13 protein-coding genes and 3 tRNA genes are annotated in these 13,260 nt (G+C 69.8%); 8 read left to right on the forward strand and 8 right to left on the reverse strand.

Annotated features, from left to right (window positions below; translation table 11 throughout):
- The first annotated feature begins 23 nt into the window (after positions 1-23).
- Both AC1DBE_RS07505 and AC1DBE_RS07510 read left to right on the forward strand, forming a co-directional pair.
- Positions 24-1,247: an MFS transporter gene (locus tag AC1DBE_RS07505; RefSeq protein ID WP_476970131.1), complete on the forward strand. Its 1,224-nt coding sequence runs from the start codon at positions 24-26 to the stop codon at positions 1,245-1,247.
- 130 nt (positions 1,248-1,377) lie between these two features.
- Positions 1,378-1,716: a YciI family protein gene (locus AC1DBE_RS07510; protein ID WP_476970132.1), complete on the forward strand. Its 339-nt coding sequence runs from the start codon at positions 1,378-1,380 to the stop codon at positions 1,714-1,716.
- A 37-nt stretch (positions 1,717-1,753) separates the two neighbouring features.
- On the opposite strand, the gene AC1DBE_RS07515 is transcribed toward AC1DBE_RS07510, so the two are convergent.
- Positions 1,754-2,458 (reverse strand): class I SAM-dependent methyltransferase, encoded by a 705-nt coding sequence (locus AC1DBE_RS07515; RefSeq protein ID WP_476880287.1) that lies wholly within the window; start codon positions 2,456-2,458, stop codon positions 1,754-1,756.
- 545 nt (positions 2,459-3,003) lie between these two features.
- On the opposite strand from AC1DBE_RS07515, the gene AC1DBE_RS07520 reads away from it, so the two are divergent.
- Positions 3,004-3,615, forward strand: a complete 612-nt coding sequence (locus AC1DBE_RS07520; RefSeq protein WP_476970133.1) for a polysaccharide deacetylase family protein — start codon at positions 3,004-3,006, stop codon at positions 3,613-3,615.
- Positions 3,616-3,707: 92 nt separating this feature from the next.
- On the opposite strand, the gene AC1DBE_RS07525 is transcribed toward AC1DBE_RS07520, so the two are convergent.
- The 3 genes from AC1DBE_RS07525 to AC1DBE_RS07535 all read right to left on the reverse strand — a co-directional run bounded on the left by AC1DBE_RS07525 (position 3,708) and on the right by AC1DBE_RS07535 (position 4,092).
- A tRNA-Phe gene (locus AC1DBE_RS07525) sits at positions 3,708-3,783 on the reverse strand.
- A 48-nt stretch (positions 3,784-3,831) separates the two neighbouring features.
- Positions 3,832-3,905, reverse strand: a tRNA-Asp gene (locus AC1DBE_RS07530).
- 114 nt (positions 3,906-4,019) lie between these two features.
- Positions 4,020-4,092 (reverse strand) — tRNA-Glu (locus AC1DBE_RS07535).
- A gap of 195 nt (positions 4,093-4,287) precedes the next feature.
- Here AC1DBE_RS07535 and AC1DBE_RS07540 point away from each other — a divergent pair.
- A complete protein-coding gene (locus AC1DBE_RS07540) occupies positions 4,288-5,349 on the forward strand; it encodes a PHP domain-containing protein (RefSeq protein ID WP_476970134.1) in 1,062 nt (353 codons plus the stop codon).
- A gap of 27 nt (positions 5,350-5,376) precedes the next feature.
- Here AC1DBE_RS07540 and AC1DBE_RS07545 read toward each other — a convergent pair whose 3' ends face one another.
- Positions 5,377-5,979 carry a LysE/ArgO family amino acid transporter gene (locus AC1DBE_RS07545; protein ID WP_476970135.1) on the reverse strand — a complete coding sequence of 201 codons (603 nt, stop codon included), beginning with the start codon at positions 5,977-5,979 and terminating at the stop codon, positions 5,377-5,379.
- A gap of 68 nt (positions 5,980-6,047) precedes the next feature.
- Between AC1DBE_RS07545 and AC1DBE_RS07550 the strand changes: the two genes are divergently transcribed.
- From AC1DBE_RS07550 to AC1DBE_RS07565, 4 genes are all read left to right on the forward strand, one after another.
- Positions 6,048-6,929 (forward strand): ArgP/LysG family DNA-binding transcriptional regulator, encoded by an 882-nt coding sequence (locus AC1DBE_RS07550; protein WP_476970136.1) that lies wholly within the window; start codon positions 6,048-6,050, stop codon positions 6,927-6,929.
- A gap of 94 nt (positions 6,930-7,023) precedes the next feature.
- A complete protein-coding gene (locus AC1DBE_RS07555) occupies positions 7,024-8,043 on the forward strand; it encodes a DMT family transporter (protein WP_476970137.1) in 1,020 nt (339 codons plus the stop codon).
- Between the two features lie 9 nt (positions 8,044-8,052).
- A complete protein-coding gene (locus AC1DBE_RS07560) occupies positions 8,053-8,493 on the forward strand; it encodes a metallopeptidase family protein (RefSeq protein WP_476970138.1) in 441 nt (146 codons plus the stop codon).
- A gap of 214 nt (positions 8,494-8,707) precedes the next feature.
- Positions 8,708-10,117: a C40 family peptidase gene (locus AC1DBE_RS07565; protein ID WP_476970139.1), complete on the forward strand. Its 1,410-nt coding sequence runs from the start codon at positions 8,708-8,710 to the stop codon at positions 10,115-10,117.
- A gap of 54 nt (positions 10,118-10,171) precedes the next feature.
- On the opposite strand, the gene AC1DBE_RS07570 is transcribed toward AC1DBE_RS07565, so the two are convergent.
- From AC1DBE_RS07570 to AC1DBE_RS07580, 3 genes are read right to left on the reverse strand one after another with little or no spacing between them, the layout of a single operon-like run.
- On the reverse strand, positions 10,172-11,017 hold the full coding sequence (locus AC1DBE_RS07570; RefSeq protein ID WP_476878141.1) for an ABC transporter permease: 846 nt from the start codon (positions 11,015-11,017) through the stop codon (positions 10,172-10,174).
- A gap of 40 nt (positions 11,018-11,057) precedes the next feature.
- Positions 11,058-12,053: an ABC transporter ATP-binding protein gene (locus AC1DBE_RS07575; RefSeq protein ID WP_476970140.1), complete on the reverse strand. Its 996-nt coding sequence runs from the start codon at positions 12,051-12,053 to the stop codon at positions 11,058-11,060.
- Complete coding sequence (locus AC1DBE_RS07580) at positions 12,050-13,225, reverse strand: LolA family protein (protein ID WP_476970141.1); 1,176 nt, start codon at positions 13,223-13,225, stop codon at positions 12,050-12,052. Before AC1DBE_RS07580 ends, AC1DBE_RS07575 begins: the two co-directional genes overlap by 4 nt.
- Between the last annotated feature and the right edge of the window lie 35 nt (positions 13,226-13,260).

The raw sequence follows: 13,260 nt of genomic DNA on the forward strand, positions 1-13,260 counted from the left end.
GCCCGCACCTACCCAGAAACCCCATGACCCAAACACACCCCAGCCCCGCCCGCTCCACCGCCCCCGCCCAAGGCCGCGGCTTCATCGCGGCCACCGTGTCATTTGTTTCCGTGTTCGCTGCGGGGGCCTCGCCAATACCTCTGTACGACGCCTACCGGAAAGCCGACGGCCTGACGAACGACCAGTTCTCGCTGGCCGCCGTCGCCTATTTTGTCTGCGCCGTATTCGCCCTGGTGTTCCTGGGCCGGCTCTCGAACCACTTCGGCCGCCGCCCGGTGTCCCTCGCCGCGCTGCTGATTGCAGTCGCCGGCTGCCTCACGTTGCTGGCGGTCCACAGCTTCCTGCCGCTTCTCGCCGGCCGCGCCCTTCAGGGACTCGCGGCCGGCCTGGCATCCAGTGCCATCGGCGCGTACGTCGTCGACACCGCACCGCGTCGCCCACCATGGCTGGTCGCGGCCGTCACCACCGCCGCTGCGACTATCGGGCTCGCCCTCGGCGTCTTCCTCTCCGGACTGCTCGTCGAGTTCGCAGCGGCTCCGCGTGCACTCACCTATTGTGTGTTTGCGGCGCTGCTGCTCGCCTGCGCCGCAGCCCTTGCCACCCGCCCCGAAACCGTTCCCCGCGCCCCCGGCGCCTGGTCCTCGCTGAAGCCGCACCTGGCGGTGCCGGCCGCGTCCCGCCCCTACCTGCCCCTGGCGTCGGCCATCTTCGTCGCCACCTGGGCCTTCGGCGGCTACTTCACGTCCTTCGGGCCCTCCATCGCCGCGGACAACCTCGGCTCGCACAGCCCCCTGGCCGCAGCCGCCGTGTTCGCCTCCTACATGGCGCCCGGTTTCCTCGGCGGTTTCATCGCCGGCCGCTTCACCCCGGCGGCCGCCCAGCGGACCGGGATGACGCTGGTCGCCGTCGCCGGCGTCGGCCTGACGGTGGCCAGCACCGCCGGAATCCTCGGACTGTTCATCGGGGCAGGCGTCGCCGGCGGCATCGGGATGGGCATCGCCACCTCGGGCAGCATCAACACCCTCCTGCCCGAGGCGCTCCCCCGGGAACGCGCGGGCCTACTCGCCGTGATCTACTCCATTTCGTACACCGGATCGGCAGTCCCCAGCCTCATCGCCGGGCAGGCCAGCCGGGTGATCAGCCTCCCGGTCATCACCGCCGGCTACGCCGTCCTCGCCCTGGTGGTCTGGATCGGAACGCTTGTTGCTGCCCGAAGCCCCCGGGCAATCCCATCCCACAGCAGCTAGGCGGCCGGTCCCCGCACCTGCAGGGGAATTGCCGCCCTTGGACTAGCGTGGGAAAAAATTCGCCGCCGCCTGTCGTTTTGACGGTGTCCCGGGCGTCGTACTGGTGTAGCGACCGCCAAGAAGGAGAGAAATGAAACACCTGCTCTTGATCCCGAACAATGCCGACACCTGGAACGCGCTCCCCGAGGCCCGGATCAACGCGATCATGCAGGCCCACACCACGCTGCAGCAGGAACTCAGGGCCTCGGGCGAATTCGTGACGGCCCATGAGCTTAGCGAGGAGGCGAAGTTTGTCTCCTCGGACGGCGGCCGGCCCACAGTCACCGACGGGCCCTTTGTGGAGACCAAGGAATTCCTGGCCGGGTACTACATCGTGGACTGCGTGGACATGGACCGGGCGGTGGAAATCGCGGCCAAGCTCGGGGAGGCAGAACTGTGGCCGATCGAAATCCGCCGGATCGACGCATAACCACGGCGCCGCCGGCTGACCACACTTTCACCTGCTGTCAGGTGGCTTCGAGGACGAAGAAGATGAAGGACAGGAATGCCGACTTCTCACCGCTCAGGATGCGCGGCGGAAGGAGCTCTTTGGGCGTGTCCGGAACCGGCTCTGGTTCGCTGACGGCGGCCACGCGGTAGCCGGCCGCCGTGAACGCGCTGAACATCGCGTGCAGCGGGCGGTGCCAGAAGGTCAGGACCGCCGGTTCGCCGTCGAACTCGTAGTCCTCGGAGTACTGCCGGATGGCGAAATAGTCTTCGGCCGGTTGGGTGACGACGGTGACCGTGGGGTGGTTGACCGACAGGATCAGGCGGCCGCCGGGCTTCAGCACACGCCGGAGGTCTTCGAGGGGCGCCGACCAGTCCTCGAGGTAATGCAGCACCAGGGAACAGACGACGTCGTCGAAAGAGTTATCGGGGAACGGAAGCGGCCCGCCGAGGTCGGCCACGTGGAGGTCCGCGGCCGCCCCCAACCGCTGCCGCGCAAGCTCGAGCATCGCCGGGCTGGCGTCGAAGCCGGTGACGGCCGCGCCCCTGGCACTGAGGGCAGCCGAGAGGGGCCCGGAGCCGCACCCGGCGTCCAGGATCCGGCGGCCGTCGACATCGCCGGCGAGGGCCAGCATCGCCGGCCGCTCGTAGTAGGCGTTCAGGAGGCTGGAGTCATTCTCGGCCGCGTAGCGCTCGGCGAAGTTGTCGTAGTGGTTGGCCTTCACGGAAACCCGCTCTCAGGAGAACACCGCTGGTCGTTACGGTCAGCCCGATCGTAACAACACGGCCGGCGGCGGCTGGCCCAAGGTGAACGACGTGGCCGCCTTGAAGCACGGGGGCATGCCCGGGCAGCCGGGCCTAAAAAATAGGCGCGGCACGGATTGGCGGGGCATCAGACCCGCTGAGGAGTCGTACCCTTAGCCTCAGGCGGGACTCTTCACCGGGGCCAGCGGTTCCGTGCCAAATTCCTGGCGCGGCCAGCTTCCCCGCTGGTTTTCACTGTGAAGAGATCGGACCATTTGCTGTGGCATGGACTCCGGACCGGAGGTCATTCATTTTGACCGCCGCCGCCCTGGCACTGACCGGCTGCGCCCCTGATCGCCAAGGAACCGGGACGGCCGGACCGGACGTACCCCGCCGGGCGGGACCGCCGCGGGTTGATACCCCGGGCAAGAGAGCCGCGGCCGCGGCCCACATCGGCACTCCCTCCCCAACCGCTGCACCGTCGGATCGGTCTCCGGCGGACCTCCCTGCGCGGCCGGGACCGATGTTGACCCGGAACCAGGTGACGGCGGCGTCCGCCGGCCACGCCGCGACGTACTGGGGACTGGAAGCGCCCGGGGTGCTGACCCGGCTGCCCCCGGCAACCGCCGGGGTGGCGCTGACGTTCGATTTTTGCGGCGGGATAAACGGCACTGGAGCGGACCTGGCCCTCCTGTCCGTCCTGCGGCAGCAGGAGATCCCGGCCACCTTGTTCCTGAACTCCCGGTGGATCACCGCCAACCAGGCGCTGGCCCAGGACCTGGCCGCTGGCCCGCTCTTCGAACTCGCCAACCACGGAACCGCCCACCGCCCCCTGTCCGTCACAGCTAGGAGCGCATACGGGATCCGGGGCACCAGGAACCCCGACGAGGTCTCCGCCGCAATCGTCCGTTCCCTGGGCGTCGTCCCGGTCGGATTCAGCATCAACGGCGACGCCGGCGCCACATTTCCCGCCGCGACGGTCACTCGCGAGATATCCCGGGCACGGGCGGGTGACATTGTCATCGCCCACGGCAACCACCCCGCCGGTGGCACCGCCGCCGGGCTCACGCACGCCCTGGCCCTCATGAAGGACCGAGGCGAGACCTTCCTCCCGCTCCCCCGGACAAGTAGCACCTGATTTCACCGGGGGTTTGTGCGGGAGACAGGACGCGAGACAACGAAAAAACCCCGCCGTTCCCGTGTAAACACTGGGAACTGCGGGGTTCTAGCTGGTGGCTCCGACCGGCGTCGATCCGGTGACCTTTCGATTTTCAGTCGAACGCTCTACCAACTGAGCTACAGAGCCTAGGTGACATGTCACCTTGACGGCCGGAATTTCTTCTGGCAATCAGAGCGACCCTGACGGGACTTGAACCCGCGACCTCCGCCGTGACAGGGCGGCGCGCTAACCAACTGCGCTACAGGGCCTTACTTTTACTACGTTTTCCTGCTGTTTCTTGCATCTTGCGGAATCGCTTCCGCAATTTTTCAAGGCCTTTAGCCTACCAGACTTTTTCATCCGGCTTGACCAGTTTCCTTGCGTACCCCCAACGGGATTCGAACCCGTGCCGCCGCCGTGAAAGGGCGGTGTCCTAGGCCGCTAGACGATGGGGGCCAGGACGCCATCCGGTAAAACCGCGTGAACAAGGGCAAAATGTAGGGCCGAAGCCTGCCGTTTTTGTTCCCTTCGGGTTCCTCCGAACTGGACCTATAAAACTATAGGGCCAAGTTCCGGAATCTCCAAAATCCCTCCCTCCTCCCGGGAATAGGCTCTGGACACAGCCACTGTGGCTGTGCAATTGATGGTCGGATGGACGCCACTGCTGCCCTCAACGAGATCGCCTTCTGGCTCGAACGTGAACGCGCCACCACCTTCAAAGTGCAGGCATTCCGGAAGGCGGCCGAACTCATCGGCGGCCTGGCGCCCGCCGAGTTGGCGGCCCGCACGGCCGACGGCCGGCTGAAGCGGACGAAGGGCATCGGCAACAGGACGTTCGCGGTCATTGCCCAGGCGGTCGACGGCGGCGTCCCCGACTATCTGGCGGACCTGCGCGAGCGCGGCGCCGCTCCCCTGGCCGCGGGCGGCCAGGAGCTGCTGGCGAACCTGCGCGGGGACCTGCATATGCACAGCAACTGGTCCGACGGCGGCTCGCCGGTCGAGGCCATGCTGGACGGGGCCCGGATGTTGGGCCGCGAATACGTGGCCCTGACCGATCATTCCCCCACGCTCCGGATCGCCAACGGCCTGAGCGAAGAGCGGCTCGCCGCGCAATTGGAGCTGATCGCCACCATCGAGGAGCACCGCCAGGCAGCGCCGGCCGGGAGCAAGGCTGCGCCTGCCGGTCCGGCGCAGCCCCGCCTGCTGGCCGGGATCGAGGTGGACATCCTCGAAGACGGGACGCTCGACCAGGCTCCGGAACTACTGGACAGGCTGGACGTGGTGGTGGCCAGCGTCCACTCAAAGCTCCGCTCGGACCGGAAAACCATGACCCGCCGGATGCTGGCCGGGATCGAGAACCCGCACACCAAGGTGCTGGGACACTGCACGGGCCGGCTCCTGAACGGCAGCCGCGGAACCCGGCCGCCGTCGGAGTTCGACGCGAAGCGGGTGTTTGCCGCGTGCGCGGAGCACCACGTGGCCGTGGAGATCAACGCACGGCCGGAGCGGCAGGATCCTCCCGATGAGCTGATCCAGCTGGCCCTCGACGCCGGCTGCCTGTTCAGCATCGACAGCGACGCGCATGCTCCGGGCCAACTGGACTTTCTGCAATACGGGGCGGAGCGGGCCGCCCGGAACGGCGTCCCGGCGGAGCGGATCATTACCACCTGGCCCGTCGACCGGCTCCTCCAGTGGACCCGCGGGGAGCACTGACCCGCCGGCCCGCGGCGGCAGCGGCGCTCAGGTCAGCAGCAGGACGGCGAGGGTAACCATCACCACGGCGATGCCGGCGTCGAGCACCCGCCATGCCGTGCGGCGCCGGAACAGGGCCGTCAGGAACCGCGCCCCCACACCGAGCGCGGTGAACCAGGCGATGCTGCCCAGCCCGGCCCCGGCGGCGAACCACCAGCGCCCCGTCTCGCCCTGCGCGGCCGCGAGGGAACCGAGCAGCAATACGGTGTCGAGGTAGACGTGCGGGTTCAGCCATGTGAAAGCCAGGCAGGTGCCCAGCACGGCGCCCCAGCTGAGGATCTTGTTCCCTTTCTCCGGATCCAGCTGTTCGCCGCGGACCGCGCGCCGTGCCGCCAGCAGCCCGTAGGCCAGCAGGAAGGCCGCGCCGGCCCACCGGATGACCACCAGGGCCGCCGGCGCCCGGTCCAGCAGGACTCCTATCCCGGCGACGCCGAGGACGATCAGCACGAGGTCGGACACGGCGCAGACCGCCACCACCAGGGCCACATGGGAACGCTGGATCCCCTGGCGGAGGACGAAAGCGTTCTGCGCGCCGATGGCAACAATGAGGGACAGGCCGGCGGAGAGGCCGGACAGCAGGGGAACGATCACCAGTCCACGGTAGGTCCCGCACCAAAATGAAACCAGTTAAAGTTTCTCCACATACATAAGATGAGCTAATGATCAATATCGCCCCCGAGCAGGCCCGGACATTGGCGGCCATCGTCGCGCTCGGTAGTTTCGACGCCGCGGCCGAGCACCTCTCCGTCACCCCGTCGGCCGTCAGCCAGCGGATCCGCGCCCTTGTGGCCGCCGTCGGCCGCCCGGTGCTGACGCGGGCGCGTCCGCCCGGCCTCACGGAGTCCGGGCAGGCCGTGGTCCGGTTCGCCCGGCAACTGGAGCTGCTGTCGGCTGACCTCGCCGAGGAGCTGCAGCCGGGCGCCGGGTCGCAGCTGGTCCGCCTGACACTGGTCATTAACAGCGATTCCCTGCACACCTGGGCGCTTCCGGGGCTCGCGGCGGTCGCGGGACGGGTCCAGCTCGAAATCCTCCGCGAGGACCAGGATTACTCCCTGGAACTCCTCCGCAGCGGCGCCGCGGCAGCCGCTGTCACCACCACCGCGAAGGCCGCACCCGGCTGTTCCTCCCGGCGGCTCGGCGTGATGCGCTACCTGCCGGTCTGCACGCCGGACTTCGCCGCCCGGTGGTTTCCCGACGGGGTTTCCGCGCACACCCTGGCCGTGGCTCCCGTGATGGTCTTTGACCGCAAGGACGATCTCCAGGACCGGTACCTGCGGTCGGTGGGCACTCCGGTCCCGCGGCCGCCCCGGCACTTCGTCCCGGCGGCCCATGAGTTTGCCGAAGCCATCCGCTGGGGGATGGGGTGGGGGCTGCTCCCCGAGATTGAAGCCGCCGAGGAACTGCGGGACGGCGCCCTCGTGTCGCTGGATCCTGCAGCCCATGTGGACGTGCCGCTGCATTGGCAGCAGTGGCGGCACGGCTCGGCCGCACTCGACGAAGTCGCGGCGGCGATCCAGGCCGCCGCACGTCCGCTCCGCTGAGCCGGAGGCCCGGCGCCGCGGTTTGGCAGGAACTCGACTAGACCTGACCGATTTCCGCCAGCCCCGGTGTCCGTCCACCGGCTAGATTGGCACCATGGCAACAACCGCCGAGACAGGCACCCCCCACCCGGACCACTCCCAGCCGGACAGCACCCACGAAGCAGCCTCACATGCGGCACCCCCGGCCACATCTCCGGCCCCGATCAAGACCGGACAGATCAGCCGGCTCGGCATCGCAGCCGTTGTGGTGACGGTGGTGCTCTGGGCGTCGGCCTTCGTCGGCATCCGGGCAGTCGGACCCAGCTTCTCCCCCGGGTCCTTGACCCTCGGGCGGCTCGCAGTCGCCGCCGTCATCCTGGGCCTGGTGGTGCTGCCCCAGTTCCGGAAGTCCGCCGTGCTGCCCCGGGGGCGCGAGTGGTGGCCCATCCTGGCCTACGGTGTGATGTGGTTCGGCGGCTACAACCTGGCCCTCAACGCCGCCGAGCACATGCTCGACGCGGGCACCGCGGCCCTCCTGATCAACGTCAACCCCATCCTCGTCGCCGTGATGGCCGGAATCATCCTGAAGGAAGGCTTCCCGCGCTGGCTGATCATCGGCAGCCTGGTGGCCTTCGGCGGAGTGGCGGTTATTGCCCTGGGATCCGGCCAGCGTTCGACGGCGGATGTCGCCGGAGTGCTGCTGTGCCTGCTCGCCGCAGCCCTCGCGGCGGTCAGCGTGATCGTGCAGAAGCCTGTCCTGCGCAAGTTCCCCGCCGCCCAGGCCACCTGGTTGGGGATAATGGTGGGCGCCGTCTGCTGCCTGCCCTTCAGCGGACAGCTCGTCACCGAAGTGCAGGCCGCACCCCTGTCGGCAACGTTGGGGCTGGTCTATTTGGGCGTCTTCCCCACCGCCATCGCCTTCACCACGTGGGCCTACGCCCTCTCGCTGATCGACGCCGGCCGGCTGGCCGCCACCACCTATCTGGTCCCGGGCACCACCATCCTGATCTCCTGGCTGGTGCTCGGCGAAATTCCCACTGTCTGGGGCCTGGTGGGCGGCGTGATCTGCCTCGCCGGCGTCGCCCTGACCCGGCGCCGCTCCCGGCCCGCCGCGGGCTCGCGGAGCAGGGCCTAAAGTGTGGGGATGACCGGCTCCCTGCCTCCCGGCTTGCCCATTGTGCCCGGCGGCGGCGGCCCCACGGACGACGGCGGCGGCCCGTTCCCGATGTCCGAGGACGAGTTCGAGACCGCGGTGGGCGAGGCCCTGGACCGGATTCCGCACGAACTGGCCCGGACCATGACCAACGTGGCCGTCTTCATCGAGGATGACTACACCCCGCAGCCCGGGGAGGATCCGGACACGGTGCTGCTGGGGCTCTATGAGGGGGTGCCCCTGACCGAGCGGGACTCCTGGTGGGACGCCGGCTCGCTGCCGGACCGGATCACCATCTACCGCCGGCCCATCCTGGAGCTCTGCGCCTCCCGCGAGGACGTGGTCGAGGAGGTGACGGTGACCGTGGTCCACGAGGTCGCCCACCATTTCGGCATCAGCGACGAGCGCCTGCACGAACTCGGCTGGGGCTAGCCCCCGGGCTCCTTCTGCAGCCGGATCGGGCGACACGCCCGCCGCAAATCCGACCAAATGACATTCTTGTTGTTTATGTTACTGATGTGACCTTTGTTGCCAAAGTTGCATTTGGCACGTAGCCTCGTGCCTGCTGGGCGATCCGCAGAGGTGGCATTTTTATGTGCCAATTTCAGACCTCGCTCGTTCCAGCCTGACTGCAGCGAGGTTTTCCATGGCTTGGACCCGACCCGGCGGCAGGGCTGCGGCCCTGGGCACCGCCGTCGTACTGCTTGGTACGCTGGCGATACCCGCACAGGCCTCGCCGGCGACGTCCGTTTCCGCCATCCGGGTGCCGGCTACCGAGGATCTCCCCACGCCGGGCGACATCGCTGCCGCGAAATCCAATGAACACGCCACGGCGGACCAGGTGACCCGCATCGACCGCATCCTGGCCGAAGCCTCCGCCGCCAAGGAGACGGGCCTGGCGACCTCGCTCGCTGCCAACAACGCCTACGCGGATGCCCTCGTGGAGCTCGGCGTCCGCCGGGATGCCGCGGCGCTGGCCGAGGCAAAAGCCACCGCCGCCGAAGCCGCGCAGGCCAAGGCACGCAAACTGGTCGGCCAGCTGGCCGGGGACCTCTACCGCAACGGCGGTATGACGCCTGCCCTGGACAGCCTGGTCGGCGGGGACGGCCGGGCCCTCCAGCAGGCCGCAACCCTGGAAGCCCTGGCAGCCAACCGGAGCCGCGCTTTCCAGGAGTCGGAGACGGCTGCGGCCGCGGCACAGTCCGCGCAAGATGCAGCGGCCGACGCTGACCGGGCCGCCGACGACGCCGCCCGTACGGCGGAATCTCGCAAGGCCGACGCCGAACGCGCCGACGCGGACCGGCTGAAGGCGGTCTCCGACGCTGCGGCACAGCGGACGGTCCTGGTCAGCCAACTGGCGACGCTCCGCAACACCACGGTGGCCCTGGAGGCGGCACGGGTGGACGCCCTGGACCGGCAGCGCCAGCAGGCCCAACTGGCCGCACTGACGGCCGCGCCCGCGTCCGGCGGGCAATCCGCCCCGGACGCACCCCCGGCACAGGCCGGTTCCTCGCCGGCAGCCCCGGACCGGCCGGCCGCCCCCGCGCCGCAGCCGCCCGCAGCAATTACCCCGGCCCCCGTGGCGCCCGTGGCCCCCGCGCCTGCACCCGCTCCCGCGCCCGCTCCTGCTCCTGCACCTGTTCCCGCTCCTGCCCCCGCCCCCGCTCCCGCGCCGTCGCCGGGCGGCTCTAACGAGGTGGCCATTTCGTCCGCCCTCGGCAAGGTGGGCGCACCGTACTTCTACCTCTACGGCGGGACCGGCGCCCGTGGTTTTGACTGCTCCGGCCTGGTCCAGAACGCCTTCGCGGCCGCCGGGAAGAGCCTGCCACGCACCGCTGCCGAGCAGTTCGCGCAGGCGCCCGTGAAAGTACCCCTGTCCTCGGCCCAACGCGGGGACCTCCTGGTCTGGGGCTCGGCGCCGGGCTTCTACCACGTCGCCATCTACCTTGGCGGGGGCCGGGTGGTCCAGGCGCTGAATCCGGAGAGCGGGATTACCGTGACGGACCTGGCGTCCATGGCCGGGATGCAGCTGTACCCGTACGCCGCCCGGTACTGACCAGCGCGCCGGGACTTCTTCGACGGCCGTCCTAACCGTGGGCGGGCAGTGCGTCTACGAGAGCACGTCCTTCGTCGCGAAGCGGGCGTAAGCGAGGGAGCCGAACACGGCCAGATATGCCCCCTGCAGCAGTGCGTTGGCCCCGAACGAGTCCCACACGACCGGCAGGCGCAGCAGGTCGCCGAAGTCCAGCCAGCGGTGGCTGAAGAGCCACGGATGCAGCCAGTCCAGCTGCGGCAGGGCGTCCGCGACCTGGGACACAACGGCCAGCACCACCGTGGCGGCCATCGCCCCGACGGGCACGTCGGTGAGGGTGGACATAAACAGGCCGATCGCTGAGAGCCCCACGAGGGACACGGCCAGGTAGGCGGCGATCAGGAGCAGCCGCACGAAGGCGTCGGCGGCGCCGATGGTGTCCCCCGACAGCAGGGTCACGGGCCCCACCGGGAACAGTGCGGCCCCTATCCCGGCTCCGACCAGGGCCACGGTCAACGGCGCGACGACGGCGAACACGACGGCGCCCGCATACTTGACCACCAGCAGCCGGACCCGCCCGGCCGGGGCAGCCAGCAGGTACCGGAGGGTCCCGAGCCCGGCCTCGCCGGCCAGGGTGTCGCCCGCCACCACTCCGATGGTGAGGGGCAGGAACAACGGAACAGCCACCAGCATGGCGGTGACGCCGACGAACAGGCCGTTTTGGCTGATCCGGTCCAGGAAAGCCGGGCCTCGTCCGGGCGGCACGGCTGAGGAAAGCCGGACGGCCAGGGCAATCAGCACGGGGATGGCAGCCAGGGCGAGCAGCATGGCCCAGGTCCGGCGCCGGCGGAAGAGCACGGCCAGCTCGGAGCCGAGCAGCCGCAGCCCCGGCGTGCGGCGGCCAGCCGGTGCCGCTGCTGGCACTGCTGCAGGCGCGGGTGCCGGTAGCGGTTCCGGCAACGGTTCACTGGGCAACGTCGAACCCCTCCCCCGTCAGCTCGACGAAGCGGTCCTCCAGGCTGCCCTGTTCCACGGTGAAGCCGCGCACCCGGACACCGGCCGCCACGAGGGCGGCCACCAGTTCCTCCGGCGCGGGCTGGCCCGCACCGGGCCCGGCCGGCAGCGGCGCCGTCAGCGCCTCGCCGACCGCCCCGGAACCCCCGCCGTCGGGATTCCAACCGTCCGCGGTCAATCCCAGGCCGGCCAGTACCCCGGCAGCAGCGCCGGGGTCGGGGGTGAGCAGGCGGATCCTGGCCCGCCCGGCACGCCGGAGTTCCGGCAGCGGGCCCTGGGCGACCAGCCGGCCGGCGCTCATGATCGCCGCGTGGGTGCAGATCTGTTCCACCTCGGCGAGCAGGTGGCTGGAGACAAAGACAGTGGCCCCGTCCGCGGCGAGGGAACGCACCAGGTGGCGCACCTCGCGAGTGCCCTGCGGGTCCAGGCCGTTGGTTGGCTCGTCCAGCACCAGCAGCTCCCGCGGCGCCAGCAGGGCGTTGGCAATCCCCAGCCGCTGCTTCATGCCCAGCGAATATGCCCGGACTTTTTTGTCCGCCGCGTGGGCCAGGCCCACCCGTTCCAGCGCCGACCGCACCCGGGCCCGGCGCGTCCCCGCCGCGGTTTCCGGGTCAGCGGCGTCGAACCGGGCGAGGTTGGCGGCCCCGGAGAGGAAAGGGTAGAAGGCAGGACCTTCCACCAGCGCCCCGACCCGGGGCAGGACGCTGCGGAGCTGCCGCGGCATGTCCTCGCCCAGGACACGCACTGAGCCGCCCGACGCCGCGGCCAGGCCCAGCATGATCCGGATGGTGGTGGTTTTCCCCGAGCCGTTGGGGCCCAGGAAACCAAAGATGGAACCTTTGGGGACGGCGAGGTCCACGCCGTCGACTGCCAGTTGCCGGCCGAAGCGTTTGCTCAGGCCGCGGGTTTCAATGCTCAGCTCGGTGGATGGCGCGACGGCGGTCACCGGGCGGCGGCCGCGGCCTGGAGCCGATCCAGCGGGACGGACCCGGCGAACACCCGGCCGTCGTCGAGGATCAGCACGTTCACCAGCGCACTGGAGAGCAGCCGGCCGCCGGCTACTGGGACCGCCGCCCTGGCCAGCAGGGATGCAGCCGCGCCCGGTCCGCTGGTTTCCGGGGCGCCCGTCTCAGGACCGCCGGATCCGGGGGCGCCGTTCCCGTTGGCGCCGGCTCCGAGGGCACCGGCCGGCAGTTCGACGACGGATTCCCACCCGGTGCCGGTGACTTTGGCCCGGTTCTTCATCGGTTTGGCGGGCTCTTTGGACATCCTGTTATGGTCCTTCGCGGCCGCGCCGGACCGGTCCTTCGTAGCTCCCGGCTTGTGGTCCGGGACCGGGATCTCCTTGACGGTGGCGCCGGCGGGCGGGCTGAACCGGAAGAGCGCCGGGTCCGGGGTATCCAGGGACAATTTGGTGAAGGCTACGCTGAACGCCGGTTCCGACTGCCCGCGGGAGGTCACCTCGACGCCCAGCGGCATACCGTTTTGGCCGTCCACCGAGATCTCGACGGATTCCAGCAACGTGACCTGTGACCGGGGTTTGAGCTCCAGCTGGTACGCCGCGCGCCCGGCCACCTCGGTGTCCGGCCCGACCGTCACCTCGCTGCTGCGGTCCAGTTTGGCAAGCAGCTTGGCCGCCAGCGCATCGGGGGTGGGCATTGCGTCCTTCCCCGGCGCGTGCCGGGTCCCGGCTCCGGCCGGAAGGACCGCGTGCTCGGCGGTGTTGTCCTTGGAGTTGTAGACCCAGACGTCGTTCCCGTGCCGGACGAGGTCGCGCTCGGCCAGCCGGTCCATCACCTGGATGCGGGCGTTGTCCGCCCCGTCCCGGTAGACCCGTGCGGTGTGCGGTGCGGTCAGCAGCTCCAGCCACGCGGTGTCTGCAGTTGCCGTGCCCGGCCCGGATTGGGGAAGTGCCGGGAGCCCCAGGCTGGAGGTCTGTTCCAGGGTTCCCGAGTAGGACGCATCCCGGTGCTGCGCGATCAGGGCGAGCACCTGCTCCGGCGTCTTGGCGGGCAACGGATCCCCGGCGCTGGCGGGCAGGGACCCGGCGAGCGCTCCGGCGGCGATCACGGCAGGAACGGTTGCGGCCGGCAGCCAGCGCAACCAGGTGCGGGTCATAACGACCGCACTCCAACATGGCAACTCATAAATCA

Source organism: Arthrobacter sp. 10T416 (assembly GCF_056394165.1).